Genomic DNA, 16322 nt, shown 5'->3' with positions numbered 1-16322 from the left:
AGGGCTGTTTCAATAGCATTGGAACAGCCCTTTTTTTATGGTTGGTCAACTGCCAGCCCACCCGATTCTCTTGCCCTGCCCGGGCAGGTTTCAGGGTAGTGGCCAAATAAACCGTCCATAAGAAGTAGAAACCAACATCAAATGCGTCAACTACTTCCGTGCCTGATCCTTCTCTTCTTTCTGCCCGCCTGCCAACCCGACACCCCGCCTCCCATCAACCGGCAGGCCGTCTTCAACCGCCACAACGTCCATGTCACCCAAGTAGACACCCTGGCCTCTCTCAGCGTGGGCAATGGCCGTTTCGCCATGACCATGGACGTCACAGGCCTGCAAACTTTCCCCCAGCACTACCAGAAAGGTGTGCCCCTCGGCACCATGTCGGAATGGGGGTGGCACAGCTTCCCTACCAACGAAACCTATTCCATCGAAGAAACCCTGGCACCCATCATGTCTCATGGCCGTGAAGTGCCTTATGCCCGCCAGTGGCCCGCTGGCACCAGGGCCTGGGAGGCAGCCAACTACATTCGCCAAAACCCTCACCGCATTCACCTGGCCGCTATCGGCTGGCACATCACAAAAGCTGACGGAACCCAGGTGGCCATTTCCGACATTCAAAACATTGACCAGACACTAGACCCCTGGACAGGAGAGCTCACAAGCCGTTTTGCCGTTGAAGGCGTGCCGGTGGAAGTGATCTCTTTTGTCAGCCAGACGGAAGATCGCCTCGGTGTGAAGGTAAAAAGTGCCCTGCTGAAAGAAGGCAGGCTTGGCATCACCATCAACTACCCCTACCCCACTGACCAGTTTCAGGACGAAGCCGTGCTATTTGATCCCAATGAGCCCAGCCGTTTGCAGGTCAGCCAACCCGACCCTTCGCAGGTGACCATCAGGCGCCAGCTGGACACCACTCGTTACTTCACACAGTTGCAGTCGTCGGTGGCCTTGCCCACAGTCGACGCTACAGACAAAGGCTTTCTTCTAAAGCCTGAGCCTGGGCAGGATGCCTGGACCTTCGACGTCACTTTCTCTCAGGAAGACGGAGCAGTTGCAAAGAAGGCCTTTGAAGTGCTGCGATCCGAAGCCCATCAGGCGCTGATCGACTACTGGGACACTGGTATGATGATCGACTTTGGAGCAACAAAAGACCCAAGGGCTTTTGAGATTGAACGACGCATGGTATTATCGCTTTACCTCACCAAAATCAACTGCGGGGGCAAAACCCCACCTCAGGAAACAGGGCTTACCTACAACTCATGGTACGGCAAGCCTCACATGGAAATGGCCTGGTGGCATGGCGTTCATTTCGCCATGTGGGGCCGATCCGAGGTGCTGGAAGGCCACATGGAATGGTACCTGAGAAGCATTGGGGTGGCCCGCCAGATAGCAGAACGACAGGGCTTTGAGGGCGTGCGCTGGCAGAAGATGACTGACCCCTGGGGAGGAGAAACAGCCTCCTCCGTGGGTTCTTACCTCCTCTGGCAACAGCCGCACATCATTACGTTTGCCGAGCTGATCTACGAGGGCAAGCCCACCAAAGAGGTGCTTGAAAAGTACAACGAGGTAGTGCAGCAGACAGCAGCCTTCATGGCCGACTTTGCCTGGTACGATCCTGAGCTCAAGCGCTACATCCTCGGCCCTGGCGTAATCGCCGCCCAGGAGCGGTTCGATCCTAAAACCACCTTCAATCCTACTTACGAATTGGCCTACTGGCGCTGGGCTTTGGAGGCAGCCCAGCAATGGAGGGAACGGCAGGGACAACCACGAAACGAAAAATGGGATGAGGTGCTAAACGGCCTCTCGCCCCTGCCGCAAAAGGACGGGCTGTACCTGGCGGCAGAAAGTGCCCCTGAGTCGTACGACTCGCTTTACTACATGACCGACCACCCCAGCGTGTTGGGTGCCTATGGCATGCTACCGGCCACCCAGAGGCTCGACACGGCTGTGATGCACCGAACCTTCAACAAGATATGGACCGACTGGCAGTGGCACGACACCTGGGGCTGGGATTTCCCCATGGTGGCCATGACCGCCACCCGGCTGGGCGATGCCGAAAAGGCTGTGGATGGCCTCCTTATGCCTATCACCACCAATATTTACCTGCCCAACGGCCATAACTACCAAACGGAACGTCTGCGTCTTTACCTCCCCGGCAACGGCGGTGTGCTGGCGGCGGTGGCTTTGATGGCTAAGGAAAAAATGTGGCCGGAGGGATGGAGGGTGAAGGTGGAAAATTAAAGAGGTTACTCTAGCCCCAGAGAAAGTGTAACCTCTTTAATCTTAGAAGAACGATTCGTCACTGACTAAAGAGGCTAACTCGACTCCAAATTAAAGAGGTTACTCTAGCCCCAGAGAAAGTAGTAACCTCTTTAGTTCAAAACCTTTTTTCGAGCAACCACTTTTCATCTAGCGGAGGTCGTTTCTTTTGAAGACGAAACGCCTGGTACTGCTCTTTTTCTCCGAATCAGTCCAACACAGCCTGTCGGCTTAAGAAAGTAACACTATCCTTTTCGCTTAAACTTCATGAACGAGACACCAATTTGGTGGGTGTTTAGGTTAGCGTAGTAAATAGTGTTGTCCAATATCCTTGAAAAAGTGTCGAGCCGATAGAATAAGCCTATTTTTTGATAACTTTTAAAGAAATCGACACCAAAACCAAAGCTAGGCTTAAAGGTCAAAGGATTATAGTTTCTTGGGTCGGTGCTAGGCATCACCACATCCACTGACTCGGGTATCCCCTGCGAAGTTGCCAAGTATGTATCCAAATAAATAGTTCTTTCTACATACCCGGATTCATCTTTGGAAGAAATAGGAATGACGGAGACAACTCCAGCTATCAAATAAGGCTGCACAGTTTTTTGGATATTGAAACTATACCTCATCAAGACGGGTAACTCTAACCCGAAAGTTTTCAATAGGATATTTTGCGACTTTGCTTCCCATTTTCTTGCTGTTAAGGATGCTGCTAAATCAAAAGAGAGGTGTTTAGCTCGTGGCATATAAAAAGTACCTGCCATGCCTACGACCAGCGAGGTCTGGCTAGGCCTTTCTTCCACCATTTCCGACAGATCATAGATCCCTTCAGGGTATAAAACTGGAAGTTGATAACCTCTTAAAGTTGTATTCTTATCATGAAAGCTTAGACTGGACGGAGATATGGACAAAATAATTCCCAGTCCATTCAAGTGCCCTTTTGCCACAGTACTTAGCTTTGTATAGTCACCGCCTCGACATTTATTGAACCTCGAAATTATTGTACTTAAGTCCTTTTCGCTGTATTCCAATTCGGTTGTCCCAACAAAACACTCATCAAACAACTCCTGCATTTGAAACAGATAGGGCTTGGTCATCGAGCCAGAGTTTCCCGTATTCAGAACTTTAGTTTCATTAATATTTCTATCAAGCTGGATAAACTTGTTCCCAACTTCCACAAAAAATGTGGTTCTTATGTCTTTTAGAAATGCGCTATAAAGCGATGCTAAGGTGCCCTTTGCGATTAACTTCACAAAGTGATCTTTTTCGTCAAATGCAAATCGTGTATTGATAGAGGATTTTGCAAAATACCACTCCTCCGAAATTGGCAGGTAGTATTTTAAAACCTCTTCTGGGGCTAGATGTCGAACTACTTTTGCATTGGTATCCAAGACACTTAGCTCATAAAAAAGATCCTTTTGGTTAGAAACCAGAATATTTACCATGAGACTATCACCCGATTTTAGATAAATATTGACCGGTATCACCGGGCTATTTATCTGAGAAAATGCCTTGCTTAGGAGTGAGACCAAAAATAAAATCACTAAAAAACATTTTCGAAAGTGGTTCATATGGTTGTTGTTCATAAGTAATTTCGAAATATAACATATTCTATTACTTTTAATTTGCCAGTATAGCCCATCCCATCGATGTATTCAAAGGTTCAATTTCCATTATTTATTGGCCTCTTTTTCCCTCCAACCTGCTAAATTGTATCCGCACCCTATTTTCATTAGATTCTTTTACCAACTCAACCTCCTCCCATGAAAACCCTTCTGTTCCTACTCCTGCTGGTCTCCACCACCGTCTTCGCTCAACCCCAACCCGTAAAGCTCTTTATCTCGGTCGACATGGAGGGCATTGGCGGCATAGGCACTTCCAAAATGACCAGCTGCGGCAAGGATTACGACACCGGCCGCAAGCTGATGACCGACGAGGTGAATGCGGTGGTGGCGGCCATTTTTGAAACCGGCCCCGCCACCATTGTGGTGAACGACAGCCATGGCGACATGCAGAACCTCCTTCACACACAGCTCGATCCAAGAGTAGAATACATCCAGAGCAATATCAAGCCCCTAGGCATGGTGCAGGGGCTGGACGGCAGCTTCGATGGGGTGATCTACATCGGCTACCATGCCATGGCAGGCACCGAAAATGGCTTTCTGGCCCACACCGGATCTGGCTCGGTAAAAGGCCTCTGGATCAATGGCACTGAAGTGGGCGAAGGCGGACTGAACACTTTTTTCGCTGGTGCCATCGGTGTGCCAGTCATCCTGGCCAGCGGTGATAAAACTTTCGCTGAAGAGATCAAAAAGCTAATACCAGGCGTTCGCACGGTCTCCACAAAAGAAGCCATCGGCTCCAGTGCCGCCAAACTCCTCCACCCTGACGTGGTGAAGAAAGAGCTACAGGCACAAACCAAAGCCGCTTTGAAGGATATTAAAAATGCGAAGCCTCTGTCGGTGCAAAACCCCATTGAATTTGTGATCAAAGTAGACGCCCCCACCCGGGCCGATGTAGCCATGGGCATTCCGGGCATGAAGCGGGTGGATGGGTACACGGTGGCGTACCAGGCCAAAGACATGGACGAGGCGTACAAGCTGATCAGGATTATTTATAAGTATTTGCAGTGGTAGTTTCCAGGTGTGACGACACACCCAAAAACGGCGGTGTGATAAGGATGTGAAGACTTACCCGAAAACGGCGGTGGGGTTTGAAAACACACCCGGAAACCTGATTATGTTCTGGCGAGCCCGCTGAGCATCGCTTTGGCGAGTGTCTCCTCATTATACTCTGCCGTTTCGGCTTTTGCCAACGTTCACTAACTTCACGGCTTCAAAGAAAAGTGTTATGATCGTTAGAATGGCAGAGGGTAACCTCAAAACAAAATATGGCGAGTACCATGAGGTGCTCTATTATGACGGACAGAAAGAGTCGATTGCCCTGGTGATGGGCAATGTGAAAGATGGGGAAGAAGTGCTTTGCAGAGTGCATTCATCCTGCCTTTTTGGGCACGCCTTCAACAGTATTGAGTGCGACTGCCGGGAACAAATGGAAAAGTCGCAGCAGCTCATACAACAAGAAGGCAAGGGCATTGTGATCTGGCTGGAGCAGGAAGGCAAGGGTAATGGCCACTTTGCCTTGCTCAAAAGTGTGGAACACAAGCGCAAAGGGGTAAAGCAAGCCGATGCCTACGAAGTAGTTGGCTTCAAAAGAGACGCCAGGGACTTTCGGGCTGCAGCAGAGATTCTGAAAGACCTTGGAGTGAAGTCTGTTCGCATGATTACCGGGAACGCAAACAAGACCGAAACGCTCACCAGCTATGGCGTGAAAGTGGTGGGCACGGTGCCCACCTGATTATCATTTCTTTAATTTTAATTCAATAGGAGGGAAAACCCGAATTGTGGCCTGTTGAAGAAGATACTGAAGCTGGTGGTACCCCCCGAAGATCTATCTATAAAATCGAAAGATGCACCTCCAATACTGCCGTTGAGAAGGAGTCTGTTCATCACCTTCCAGCTTACACCTGGTGTCACAAGCAAGTCATAAGAAGTGGTGTGTTCGGTTGTTTTTGATTCAAAGGATTCACCCACAGAATACTCATTAACAGACTTATTCACACCCACCTGAGCCCCCGCCTTCCAGTTAAAGTAAACCTTATTGGTAATGGTGTAAAATCTTTGATAAAACACACCCAGACTGTAATTCTGATTCGTGCCCTTGCTTTCAAAATTATCGCTTTCATTTTTACTGGAGCCCGCTCCAAATCCAAGCTGTACGCCTACCAAACCATTGCTTTTTATTGGCCTGGCAACAGATGGGCTAATGTGGAAGAAAGAACTTGAGCTTTTGTCAGTGTATTCTTGAGAATTGGTGTTGTTATTAAGGTAATAACTTGATTCTCCCCCCAGTACGTATTTAGCGCTATCAAATTGAGCTAAGGAAGCAGAATACATTGCGACGAAAAATATAGATAGTTGAATCTTTTTCATGGTTATGGTTTTTGAAGGGCTACCCTGCTATCATTTGAAGGTGTTCCCTTTGGTAAGAAATGGTCCCTATTTAATCAGATAAGTAAATCCAAATTGAGGGTTGTTGAATCGAATATTCAAATGGCTCATTTTATTGCTATTAGAATACCCCGGCGACTTCGAGTCATTGGTTTGATAGCTATAACTGGCTCCGCCCAGGGAAGCATTGAGAATCAATTTGTCCATTACTTTCCAGCTTAGTCCAGGTAATAGGCTGAAGTCATATCCCTTACCATCATAAGATGAAGAATTGCCCTCCTGATTCATGAAACTCATTCCAGCAAGAACTTGCCAGTTGAAAAAAATATCCCCGGCAATGCCATGAAACCTCTGGTAATAGACTCCTGCATGGAATAGATTATTGGTATTTTTTGAGGAAGAGTTGTCACTTTTTGAAACAGTGGTATAGAACCCGCCAGAAATCCCAATTAATGCATTGGCCTTAATGGTCTTAGCGAAACTCGGACGAATGCCCAACGAAGATGCGTTTGTGGAAGCATCGGTGTTGTAGTCGATAGCGCCCCCGATCACAAATTTGGTGTCTTCAAACTGAGCGGAAGCCGACCCAGCGAAGAGCAAAAGGAGAAAAGCTAGTTGAAATTTTTTCATTGGTATGTGTTTTTTTGCTAAAAATACAACAATAATTAAGCCAAATTATTGCCTGCAAACTCATCTTTAAGAAAATCATGCTCCATAAGATGGGGTTTTGATTGACCGCCGACCAGGCCAGCATCTCTCCAAAGTATAAAGATTCAGGGAGGTTGTGAACTACAGGAGACTGTAAAGTAGCCTATTTAATCATCGCTACTATTAAATAATTACCTTCATTCTGTAAGATTTCCTAAGGCCTCGGTACTAGCTAGGTAATGATCCGGTAGAATGGGGTAAGGCGAACATCTGAGGACTAACTTATAACCACAATATCCCTGGTGGCCATAAAAAGCAAAAGATCCAACGCACAGGAATACTGATTGATCTTAAAAATGAACGAAAGCGAACAGCAACAGATTTTTAACACATGGCTCGGCCAGTACAAGGCACTCCTCTTTAAAGTGGTACGGGCCTATGCGTTCACGGAGTTTGACCGGGATGACCTGTTTCAGGAGATCACCATACAGGTGTGGCATTCTATTCCAAAGTTCAGACGTGAGTCGGCGGCGAGCACCTGGTTGTACCGGGTGTCGCTAAATACGGCCATGCGCTGGTCGATGAAGGAAAAAAAGCACAAGGATGGCCGGGAGTCGATAGAAGGGCTGCCATCAGCACACCCCTTGTTGCTCCAGGAACAAGCGATGCACAACGACGAAAAGCTGGCGTGGCTCTACGCCGAAATCGCTTTGTTGAGCGAATTAGAGAGGTCGCTTACCCTGCTACTGCTTGATGGCTTCAGCTACAAAGAAATGGCCGACGTGGTCGGTTTAACTGAAACCAATATTGGCGTTAAGATTCACCGGATTAAAAAACATTTGACAACTCAATCTAAAAAATATGAGCACCATGGAGTTTGAGAATTTAAAAAAAATTTGGGACACTCAAAATAACGAACCTATGTACGCTATTAACGAAACAGCGCTGCACCAGCGCATCCATCAGCACAAAAACAAAACAGGCTGGCTGGCCCATATTAACGAGATCGGCATGATGTTCATTGCCACGGTAACAGGAGGGTTTTTACTGATTGATGCCATACGTGATCAGGAAAAGGCCTATTCGTACGTGGGTGGGCTGGCTTTCCTTGTTATTGGTGTTTTTGTATTCTTCAGTCGTCGCACCAGAAAGAGGAATGAGAACAGGTTTGACCAGTCGATGCTTGGCGAGCTTGAAGAGGCGATCAAAAATGCAGGCTACCTGGTTACTTTTGCCAAAACTTTTGTGTGGTGGTTCCTGCTGCCTGCTGCCATCTTTTCATTTCCTAACCTGGCATTGAACAACGCTTCCTGGGAGAAATACCTGCTTGTACTGGGGGCTTTCTTGCTCTCTTATTTAGTGGTTACCTGGGAGTTGCGAAGGGTACATTTACCCCGAAAGAGAAAGCTGGAGAGCCTGCGTGACAAGCTGGTTGCTGATCAATAGCTACGGCCAAAACTAGTATCGGCCAGGCCGGTAGCCTGGTCGGAGTCAAATGATGGAAAAGAACTGTATCTTTTACTCACCAACGCCGTAAATCATGCAATAATTGACGCTTAATTTTAAATGACCAAAACACACCACTACCAATCCACCATTCGCTGGACAGGCAACAAAGGCACCGGCACCTCAGGCTACCGTGATTATGAACGGAGCCACACGATCAGTATCGACGGAAAGCCCGACATCCTCACTTCCTCCGACCCATCATTTCGGGGCGACAAAAGCAGGCACAATCCAGAAGAGCTATTTCTGTCTTCTATATCTTCCTGCCACATGCTGTGGTTTTTACATCTCTGTGGTGATGCCGGAATAGTGGTTACAGCGTATGAAGACCATGCGGAAGGGACCATGGAGGAAAACCCCGACGGCAGCGGACAGTTCTCCGACGTATTGTTAAAACCTGCGGTAACAATAACCGATGCTACGAGAGCTGATGAAACCCAAAGGCTCCATCACAAAGCCAACCAGATGTGCTTTATTGCGAGGTCGGTCAATTTTAAGGTTAGGCATGAGCCTGTTATTAACATCGCCTAACCCTACTCCATCACCTCCTGTAGTTTCACATATGCCCCAACCAGCTTCTCGTTAATGGGAAGCTGACAAGCAAGGCGGCTGTTGGGCAGGGCATTGGGCAGGGTATCCAGCATGTCGAGCTCGGCATCTCTTTGCTCGTCCAGCTGATCGAGGCCTTCCTCTACCGACACATGGCAGCTGGCACACAAAGCCATTCCCCCACACGTGCCTAGCACGGGATACTCCGACGCTTTCAGCACTTCCATCAGGTTGAGACCCATGTCGCCGGGCACTTCAATTTCCTGCACTTCACCTGCCCTGTCTTCTACTTTAAATTTGATTAATTCCATTTCACAAAGGAGTTATGCCATTCACAGTGGTGTATTTGAAGCTGAGCTTCTGATCCGGGTAAATGTATTTGAAAGCACTCTGCGCCATCAGTGCAGCTTCATGAAAACCACACAAAATAAGCTTCAGCTTACCGGGATACGTATTGATGTCGCCAATGGCATAAATGCCAGGGATATTGGTGCTGTAGTCTTCCGTATTCACCACAATGGCACTTTTGTCGATACCCAGGTTCCAATCGGCAATGGGCCCGAGCTTGGGGCTGAGGCCAAACAACGGAATAAGGTAGTCGGCGTCATAAGTATTAACCGCACTGGCCTGGTCTGTGATATGCACCGCCTTCATCACTCCGTCTCCATCGAGGCTATGCAGATTGGAATTAAGAAGCAGCCTTATTTTGTTCTCCTGTGCCAGTTCAAACACTTTATCGGCTGAATCGAGCGCTCCTCTGAAAGTTTGGTTGCGGTGCACCAGCGTCACCTCTTTAGCCACCTCAGAAAGAAAAATTGTCCAGTCCAATGCTGAATCACCCCCGCCTGCAATCACGATCTTCTTATCCCTGTACTTCTCGGGGTCTTTGACCATGTAGTCCACCCCTTTGCCTTCGAACTTCTCCAGGTTCTCAATAACCGGCTTGCGGGGTTCAAAGCTTCCCAATCCGGCAGCTATTACTACCACACCAGCATGAACCTCAGTACCATCAGAGGTAGAGAGAAGAAAGCTGCCGTCTTCCTGTTTCGTCAGCCCGTCCACCCGCTCTCCCAACGTAAACGAAGGCTTGAAAGGCGCTATTTGCTTCATCAGGTTGTCCACCAGCTCCTGCGCATTCACGGTTGGAAAACCCGGAATATCATAAATGGGTTTCTTAGGATATATTTCAGAAAGCTGTCCTCCCACCTGCGGCAGGGCATCTATCAAATGGCACTTGAGCTTTAACAGCCCAGCCTCGAACACAGCAAAAAGCCCTACAGGACCCGCTCCAATGATGCAAATGTCAGTCTTAATCATATTATTTAGTGTAGTAATATTTAGTGCAACAAATATATATAACGAATTATCTTCTTTCTGGTTTTGACAACCTTCCTGCTTTAAGTCAAATTCTCGTAAATCTTATTGAGTATCCTGTTGAATTCATCGAAGTCCTTTTCATTCAGCCCCTCCCAGGCCTTCAGCCGGATTGAGCGCACTTGCTTTCGACTACTGGTCACCTTCTCACGCCCTTCTTCTGTAAGCTTAAGTATCGACACCCTCCTGTCTGCCGGACTTTCAGCTCTTTCCACCAACCCTTTAGTGCATAGAATATCTACAATACGGGTAACGGTAGGCATATCCTTGTACATCAAAGCAGCCAACTCTCTCTGGCTAAGCGCCTCATTTTCATCTGTCAGCTTCATCACCAACCACTGATCCACCGTCATGTCGAAGCCCAGCTCTTTGAACTGCTGCTGGGCATACCACTTTACCTTGCGGGCAGTGCGGTCGAGCAACAATGAATATTGATTGTAGGGCTCTTTCAAGTCAAATTAGTTAGTGCACCAACTAAAGTAAGGTAATCACAACGATCCTGCAATCTTTCCCTGATAAATATTAAAAGGCGGGTTACTCCGGTTTGTAAGGCGGAAGACATATAGGCGTGGTTAGGGCTCTGAAAAAAACTATGAAGGCCTGCCAATCTGTTACATCGAAATATTTGCATCGCCATGATTTACACATTTAACGGGTCAGAGCTCAACGCTTACTTTGGGCTCAGCACCGACTATGCCAGAGAAAGAGATCAGCTAACGAAGGAGCAGGGACTCATCCACATACTTTGGAACCGAAGCAACCGGGCCTCCACGGTTCTTGTAGACAATACACCCATTGTGCTGCAACCCAACCAACTAACAACAAGCACGTACTTGCAAAAAGTGGCTTTCGAGAAAGGCTCCTCTCCCATCGCTGCGTTTTCATTCAATCGGGAGTTTTACTGTATTAACACCCACGACCATGAAGTTTCGTGCAACGGCATCATCTTCTTTGGCACACAGAGCATTCCCATCATAACATTGAGGGACGATGAGATCGATAAATTTGAGATGCTTTATCGTGTATTTGTTGACGAGTTCACTACCCGGGACAATATCCAGGGCGAAATGCTGCAAATGCTGCTTAAGCGGCTGATCATCAAAATCACAAGGCTGGCCAGGACGCAGCTTATCACCAAAGAGTTGGATAATAACCAGATTGAGATTGTCAGAAAGTTCAATGTGCTTGTGGAAACGCATTTTAAAACAAAAAAACAGGTAGCCGACTATGCTGATTTGCTTTTCAAGTCGCCAAAAACCCTTTCTAACCTATTTGCCAAATTCAACCAGAAGTCGCCCCTGAGCATTATCCACGAACGCATTGTGCTTGAAGCAAAAAGGCAGCTGCTTTACACCGACAAAACCACCAAGGAAATTGCCCACGAACTAGGCTTCGACGAGGTGTCCTCATTTCACAAACTTTTCAAAAAAATCACCTCAATGGCGCCGCAGCGATTCAAACATGAGGCCAAAAACATCACTATTGGGAAAAATGAACAATTAGTAGGGAAAAGCTGACTCTCACCTTGGCAGACGGGCAGCGTAAAATTGTACTGTAAACAGTATTTAACTTTTAAATCACAAAACAGTACAACAATGTCAACATTTAAAGTACCCACGAAAGACGAAGTAAGCGACGGCAACAAAGCTATTTTTGAGAAATTGGAAGCAGGCCTTGGCTTCGTACCCAACCTTTACGCTTCATTTGCTCACAATGAAACTGCACTAGGCGACTACATGGCCCTGCAGAACCGGAAAAGCACCTTGAAAGCCAAAGAGCGGGAAGTAATCAATCTGGTGGTGAGTCAGGTGAACGAATGTCAGTATTGTTTGTCGGCCCACACCGTGCTCGGAAGAATGAATGGCTTCAGTGACGAGCAAATCCTTGAGATCAGAACTGGCCAGGCCTCGTTCGACAGCAAGCTGGATGCCCTGGCCAAGTTTGTGAAAGACGCCACTGTCAACCGCAGCAAGCCCAGCAGAGAGTCGGTTGAAGCCTTGTTTTCAGCCGGGTATTCTTCGGCTAACCTGGTGGATATCATTATTGTAATTGGCGACAAAGTCATTTCCAATTTCATCCACGGGGCTACCCAGGTGCCTGTCGATTTTCCTCTGGCACCAGAATTGGCCGAGGTAGCTCTTTAATCCATCGCTCCGTAAACTAAAACAACAATGAAGAAGCCAACGGCATTTTTATTAACTATCCTGGCCATGCTTACTGGGTTTGTAACCTTCGCTCAGGAGGCAAAAACCATCAAGCTTGACCAAACACCCGGCGAGTTCAAAACAACTGAACTCACTCTAAAACCGGGCAAGTATGTGTTTGACGTAACCAACAAAGGTGTGGATCACGCTGTTGGTTTTGTGATCACACCTAAAGGAGAAACAGATCAGGAGAATCACATCCAAAGTTCGTATCTGTCGAAAATAATTGAGAATGGTGAATCAGCTCAATCCGGCGAGGTGACGTTGGAAAAAGGAGAGTATGTCTACTTCTGCCCTCTTAACCCAACACCTCACTACCGGTTGGTGGTTAAATGATGGAGATTCTAAGAAGGTGTGTTGAAAGGTCTTCCTGCTGGGAAGGCCTTTTTTATTTACAAACATCCGACGTAGCCACTGATAAAAAAGAATAGGGAAGCCAGTATTCAAGTTGTTTGCATACATGAACATGGCAATCACCTTTGTTCACTCAACTTCTTCCTGTATATTTTCAACTGACTAACCCTACACACATCACCAATGAAGCGGTGGCTCTTTGTTTTTCTGATTTTTGCAGGCTCCCCATTTCTCCTTTCAGCGGAAAAAAATCCCTTCAATGGCTTTATTGAAAACAAGGGGCAATGGGACAACAGTGTGAAGTTCAGAAAAAAGGTTCCACACGGCTTTTTGCTACTTCAAGACGCTGGCTGGGTTTACTATTTAAGCAACACCTTTGACAGCTCACATGGTCATTTGGACGGTCAAAACAGCGGAGCACTTCAGGAGTCGGCCGCACTTGGGGTGTCGCAGGCCATTTCCACTACGTTTGTAGGTGCCAACAAAAACCCTACAACCACCAGCATGGAAGCGCAGAGTTACTACCATAATTTCTTTCTGGGAACGGAGGATCATTGGGCCAGCAGCGTGCCGGAATTCAACGAAGTGCAATACTGTGACCTCTACGAGGGCATTGACCTGAAAATGGTTTCTTACGGCGGGGCATTCAAATATGACCTGATTGTATCGGCGGGAGGCAACCCCGGTCAGATTGCCATGGAGTGGAAAGGCTGCGGAGACGTGTACCTGCTGAATAACAACCTGATCGTGGAAACCGAGTTTGGACAAATGATAGAGCAGAAGCCGTTTGCTTACCAGTTGATAAATGAAGACACTGTGGAGGTGCCGGCTCGTTTCAGCGTAGATGACCAGCAGGTCTCTTTTGAATTCCCTAACGGCTACGACAAAGACAAAACGCTGGTCATCGACCCGTTGCTTATTTTCAGTACCTACTCAGGCTCGTCAACCGACAACTGGGGAAACACCGCCACATTCGACAAAAACGGCAACACTTATGCAGGAGGCATTATTTTTGGAGCAAGCACCGGAGTTTTTGTTCCCTCTGTTGGCGTGTTTCAGGAAAGTTTCGAGGGAGTGTATGATGCAGTGATCATGAAATTCGATTCTACAGGGAGGCAGCTTCTCTACGCCACTTACTTGGGCGGTGATTTAGCTGAAACACCTGTTAGCCTGATTGTGAACAGCAGCAATGATTTAATCGTAATGGGGGTGACTTCGTCCCTTGATTTTCCGGTGACTTCCAATGCATTTCAAACCGTTTACGGTGGAGGAGAGGGCGTGGATCCCTTTGGCAACGCATTCAATCTTTACACGAAAGGTACAGACATTTTCGTGAGCATACTAACCACAGATGGAACATCCCTGAAAGCCTCATCTTTCCTTGGTGGAAGCAAAAACGATGGAATTATCTCGGTTGGCGGTGCGCTGACATTAAATTATGGCGATCAGTTCAGAGGTGAAGTGAATATCGATGATGAGGACAATATCTATATTGCTTCCAGTTCTCCCTCGGCAGACTTTCCCATGTCCAACCAAATACTTCCTCATAGTGGGCAGGTCGATGGGCTTTTGATTAAAATGGATTCGAAGCTCTCTGGGATGAAATGGGGCACTTTCATTGGTGGCGACACCACCGACGTGTTGTTCACCGTAAAACCTGACGGAAAAGGTGGGGTTTATGCTGCCGGAGGAACAACAAGTACAGCTTTTCCACTCGGCGTGACCGGATGGCAAAAATCACTTGCTGGCGATGCCGACGGTTATGTCATTCATATCAATGAGTCCCTGCTCACCGTTGATGCTGCTACCTATTTGGGCTCATCAGCTACCGATCAGGTGTATCTCATGGATGTAGACACTGAAGGCAATGTGTACGTAGTGGGTCAGACCAAAGGTGCTTACCCTATTGTTGGCAACGCCTACATCAACCCCGGAAGTGGGCAGTTTCTGCACAAGCTAAGCCCAAATCTAAAAAACACTATTTGGTCGACGGTTTTTGGGTCAAGAACCCTACCTTCAAATATTTCACCCACGGCCTTTCTGGTAAGCGATTGTAACAATATCTACATCAGCGGCTGGGGAGGTAGCTCAATCAATCAAAGTAGTTACTACAATCAGGGAAATACTTTCGGCATGCCGTTAACTCCAGATGCATTTCAATCCACGACGGACGGAGGGGATTTTTACCTGATAGTTTTAGAACCTGATGCAACCGATATTTTGTACGCCACCTACTTTGGTGGAAACCCCGGTACGGATCATGTGGACGGAGGCACCAGCCGATTCGATAAACGAGGGGTGGTTCATCATGCTGTTTGCGCAGGTTGCATAGTTTCAAATAACCCTATTCCTACACATGGCACCTTCCCTACAACCGAGGAGGCTTGGTCACAAACAAACAACAGCAACAACTGCAACCTTGGCGTTTTCAAATTTGACCTCTCCACCCTTTCGGCAAGCTTTGTTACCAACACGCCCGACCTGCAAAACCCGGACATCAAAGAAGGGTGTGCTCCTTTTGAGTTCCTGTTCACTAACGAAAGTGTGGGAGGAGAAACTTATTTCTGGGATTTGGGGGACGGTGCCACATCAACCAATAGCGACACCGTGCGGCACACCTATCAGTCCGCAGGCGAGTACACGATCACCCTTACTGTTACCAACCCAAATACCTGCAAAAACCTTGATGTGACAACCAGGCAGCTGGTGCTCACACAGGGAACGTACACATTGAGTCCCTCAGCAACTATTTGCTATGGCGAATCGATTCAACTGGAAGCCACCGGAGGTACTTCCTACTATTGGACGCCAGGTACGAGAGGTTTAAGCTCCACCGACATCGGCAGCCCGACAGCCAGCCCCAATGCCACCACCACCTATTTTGTGGAGATTTACAACGACCAAAACAAATGCACTTTCATTGACTCTCTAACCGTCAATGTGCTTGAAGAGATCACTATCAACTCAGAAATCGAGGCCATCTACAACTGCTCCGGCGTATCGGAATACAACTTTACAGGCAGCGTACAAGGCACAGACTTAGCCTACTGGGATTTTGGCGACGGGACACAATCTTCAGCATTGGTTGGCACCCATCAATATGCAACGGAAGGAACCTTCACCTCAAGGCTTATAGCGCCCAATGAGCTTTGTGTGGAGGAAGTGGCTGAGGTGATCAAAGCAGGTAAGCTCATGGTGCCCAACGCCTTCTCTCCCAATGGAGACGGCGTGAACGACAGGTTTGAAATCCAGTACATCCAGCCACTTCCTGTCAGCATTGTCGACAGGAATGGGAAGGTGGTTTACCAAAACAATGAATACACCAACCAGTGGGACGGCGGCAACCTGCCAACAGGTATCTACTACTATGATGTGGTGCTACCCGATTTTACCACCTGCAACGGATGGGTACATTTGCTCAGATAAG

At 47.6% G+C, this 16322-nt stretch carries 16 protein-coding genes; 10 read left to right on the top strand and 6 right to left on the bottom strand.

Going from position 1 to position 16322, the window contains the following annotated elements; translation table 11 throughout:
• Positions 1 to 141 precede the first annotated feature (141 nt).
• Complete coding sequence (locus tag RIG68_RS11165; RefSeq protein ID WP_350122105.1) at positions 142 to 2235, top strand: hypothetical protein; 2094 nt, start codon at positions 142 to 144, stop codon at positions 2233 to 2235.
• Positions 2236 to 2498: 263 nt separating this feature from the next.
• Here RIG68_RS11165 and RIG68_RS11160 read toward each other — a convergent pair whose 3' ends face one another.
• Positions 2499 to 3695, bottom strand: a complete 1197-nt coding sequence (locus tag RIG68_RS11160; RefSeq protein ID WP_350122103.1) for a hypothetical protein — start codon at positions 3693 to 3695, stop codon at positions 2499 to 2501.
• A gap of 318 nt (positions 3696 to 4013) precedes the next feature.
• Between RIG68_RS11160 and RIG68_RS11155 the strand changes: the two genes are divergently transcribed.
• Positions 4014 to 4886 carry a M55 family metallopeptidase gene (locus tag RIG68_RS11155; RefSeq protein ID WP_350122101.1) on the top strand — a complete coding sequence of 291 codons (873 nt, stop codon included), beginning with the start codon at positions 4014 to 4016 and terminating at the stop codon, positions 4884 to 4886.
• A 214-nt stretch (positions 4887 to 5100) separates the two neighbouring features.
• Positions 5101 to 5607, top strand: coding sequence for a GTP cyclohydrolase (locus RIG68_RS11150; RefSeq protein ID WP_350122099.1), 507 nt, complete (start codon positions 5101 to 5103; stop codon positions 5605 to 5607).
• A gap of 17 nt (positions 5608 to 5624) precedes the next feature.
• On the opposite strand, the gene RIG68_RS11145 is transcribed toward RIG68_RS11150, so the two are convergent.
• Both RIG68_RS11145 and RIG68_RS11140 read right to left on the bottom strand, forming a co-directional pair.
• Positions 5625 to 6242 carry a hypothetical protein gene (locus RIG68_RS11145; protein WP_350122097.1) on the bottom strand — a complete coding sequence of 206 codons (618 nt, stop codon included), beginning with the start codon at positions 6240 to 6242 and terminating at the stop codon, positions 5625 to 5627.
• Positions 6243 to 6308: 66 nt separating this feature from the next.
• Positions 6309 to 6890 carry an outer membrane beta-barrel protein gene (locus tag RIG68_RS11140; RefSeq protein WP_350122095.1) on the bottom strand — a complete coding sequence of 194 codons (582 nt, stop codon included), beginning with the start codon at positions 6888 to 6890 and terminating at the stop codon, positions 6309 to 6311.
• Between the two features lie 374 nt (positions 6891 to 7264).
• On the opposite strand from RIG68_RS11140, the gene RIG68_RS11135 reads away from it, so the two are divergent.
• The 3 genes from RIG68_RS11135 to RIG68_RS11125 all read left to right on the top strand — a co-directional run bounded on the left by RIG68_RS11135 (position 7265) and on the right by RIG68_RS11125 (position 8945).
• Positions 7265 to 7789 (top strand): RNA polymerase sigma factor, encoded by a 525-nt coding sequence (locus tag RIG68_RS11135; protein ID WP_350122093.1) that lies wholly within the window; start codon positions 7265 to 7267, stop codon positions 7787 to 7789.
• A gap of 40 nt (positions 7790 to 7829) precedes the next feature.
• A complete protein-coding gene (locus RIG68_RS11130; RefSeq protein ID WP_350122091.1) occupies positions 7830 to 8354 on the top strand; it encodes a hypothetical protein in 525 nt (174 codons plus the stop codon).
• A 120-nt stretch (positions 8355 to 8474) separates the two neighbouring features.
• Positions 8475 to 8945, top strand: coding sequence for an OsmC family protein (locus tag RIG68_RS11125; protein ID WP_350122089.1), 471 nt, complete (start codon positions 8475 to 8477; stop codon positions 8943 to 8945).
• Positions 8946 to 8947: 2 nt separating this feature from the next.
• Here the strand turns inward: RIG68_RS11125 and RIG68_RS11120 are convergent, their stop codons facing one another.
• The 3 genes from RIG68_RS11120 to RIG68_RS11110 form a co-directional block, all read right to left on the bottom strand.
• Entirely contained in the window at positions 8948 to 9274 is a 327-nt protein-coding gene (locus RIG68_RS11120; protein WP_350122087.1) for a 2Fe-2S iron-sulfur cluster-binding protein, read from the bottom strand.
• 1 nt (position 9275) lies between these two features.
• The gene (locus RIG68_RS11115) at positions 9276 to 10280 is read right to left on the bottom strand and encodes an NAD(P)/FAD-dependent oxidoreductase (RefSeq protein WP_350122085.1); all 1005 of its coding nucleotides are present in this window, start codon (positions 10278 to 10280) and stop codon (positions 9276 to 9278) included.
• An 80-nt stretch (positions 10281 to 10360) separates the two neighbouring features.
• Positions 10361 to 10789, bottom strand: a complete 429-nt coding sequence (locus RIG68_RS11110) for a MarR family winged helix-turn-helix transcriptional regulator (RefSeq protein ID WP_317487881.1) — start codon at positions 10787 to 10789, stop codon at positions 10361 to 10363.
• Positions 10790 to 10972: 183 nt separating this feature from the next.
• Here RIG68_RS11110 and RIG68_RS11105 point away from each other — a divergent pair, with 183 nt between their 5' ends.
• The 4 genes from RIG68_RS11105 to RIG68_RS11090 all read left to right on the top strand — a co-directional run bounded on the left by RIG68_RS11105 (position 10973) and on the right by RIG68_RS11090 (position 16321).
• Complete coding sequence (locus RIG68_RS11105) at positions 10973 to 11854, top strand: helix-turn-helix domain-containing protein (RefSeq protein ID WP_350122083.1); 882 nt, start codon at positions 10973 to 10975, stop codon at positions 11852 to 11854.
• A 78-nt stretch (positions 11855 to 11932) separates the two neighbouring features.
• Complete coding sequence (locus RIG68_RS11100; RefSeq protein ID WP_350122081.1) at positions 11933 to 12481, top strand: carboxymuconolactone decarboxylase family protein; 549 nt, start codon at positions 11933 to 11935, stop codon at positions 12479 to 12481.
• Between the two features lie 27 nt (positions 12482 to 12508).
• Positions 12509 to 12877, top strand: coding sequence for a plastocyanin/azurin family copper-binding protein (locus tag RIG68_RS11095; RefSeq protein ID WP_350097988.1), 369 nt, complete (start codon positions 12509 to 12511; stop codon positions 12875 to 12877).
• Positions 12878 to 13078: 201 nt separating this feature from the next.
• Positions 13079 to 16321, top strand: coding sequence for a DUF7948 domain-containing protein (locus tag RIG68_RS11090; RefSeq protein ID WP_350122079.1), 3243 nt, complete (start codon positions 13079 to 13081; stop codon positions 16319 to 16321).
• Position 16322 lies beyond the last annotated feature (1 nt).

The organism is Imperialibacter sp., assembly GCF_040222385.1.
Lineage (GTDB): Bacteria > Bacteroidota > Bacteroidia > Cytophagales > Cyclobacteriaceae > Imperialibacter.
Note: the sequence above shows the minus strand (reverse complement) of the source record. Positions and strands in the feature narration are given on the sequence as shown.

Excerpts from the sequence above, each read along its gene's own strand:
- RIG68_RS11165 (WP_350122105.1), top strand. The coding sequence starts at position 142 with ATGCGTCAACTACTTCCGTGCCTGATCCTTCTCTTCTTTCTGCCCGCC.
- RIG68_RS11160 (WP_350122103.1), bottom strand. The coding sequence starts at position 3,695 with ATGGTAAATATTCTGGTTTCTAACCAAAAGGATCTTTTTTATGAGCTA.
- RIG68_RS11155 (WP_350122101.1), top strand. The coding sequence starts at position 4,014 with ATGAAAACCCTTCTGTTCCTACTCCTGCTGGTCTCCACCACCGTCTTC.
- RIG68_RS11150 (WP_350122099.1), top strand. The coding sequence starts at position 5,101 with ATGATCGTTAGAATGGCAGAGGGTAACCTCAAAACAAAATATGGCGAG.
- RIG68_RS11145 (WP_350122097.1), bottom strand. The coding sequence starts at position 6,242 with ATGAAAAAGATTCAACTATCTATATTTTTCGTCGCAATGTATTCTGCT.
- RIG68_RS11140 (WP_350122095.1), bottom strand. The coding sequence starts at position 6,890 with ATGAAAAAATTTCAACTAGCTTTTCTCCTTTTGCTCTTCGCTGGGTCG.
- RIG68_RS11135 (WP_350122093.1), top strand. The coding sequence starts at position 7,265 with ATGAACGAAAGCGAACAGCAACAGATTTTTAACACATGGCTCGGCCAG.
- RIG68_RS11130 (WP_350122091.1), top strand. The coding sequence starts at position 7,830 with ATGTACGCTATTAACGAAACAGCGCTGCACCAGCGCATCCATCAGCAC.
- RIG68_RS11125 (WP_350122089.1), top strand. The coding sequence starts at position 8,475 with ATGACCAAAACACACCACTACCAATCCACCATTCGCTGGACAGGCAAC.
- RIG68_RS11120 (WP_350122087.1), bottom strand. The coding sequence starts at position 9,274 with ATGGAATTAATCAAATTTAAAGTAGAAGACAGGGCAGGTGAAGTGCAG.
- RIG68_RS11115 (WP_350122085.1), bottom strand. The coding sequence starts at position 10,280 with ATGATTAAGACTGACATTTGCATCATTGGAGCGGGTCCTGTAGGGCTT.
- RIG68_RS11105 (WP_350122083.1), top strand. The coding sequence starts at position 10,973 with ATGATTTACACATTTAACGGGTCAGAGCTCAACGCTTACTTTGGGCTC.
- RIG68_RS11100 (WP_350122081.1), top strand. The coding sequence starts at position 11,933 with ATGTCAACATTTAAAGTACCCACGAAAGACGAAGTAAGCGACGGCAAC.
- RIG68_RS11095 (WP_350097988.1), top strand. The coding sequence starts at position 12,509 with ATGAAGAAGCCAACGGCATTTTTATTAACTATCCTGGCCATGCTTACT.
- RIG68_RS11090 (WP_350122079.1), top strand. The coding sequence starts at position 13,079 with ATGAAGCGGTGGCTCTTTGTTTTTCTGATTTTTGCAGGCTCCCCATTT.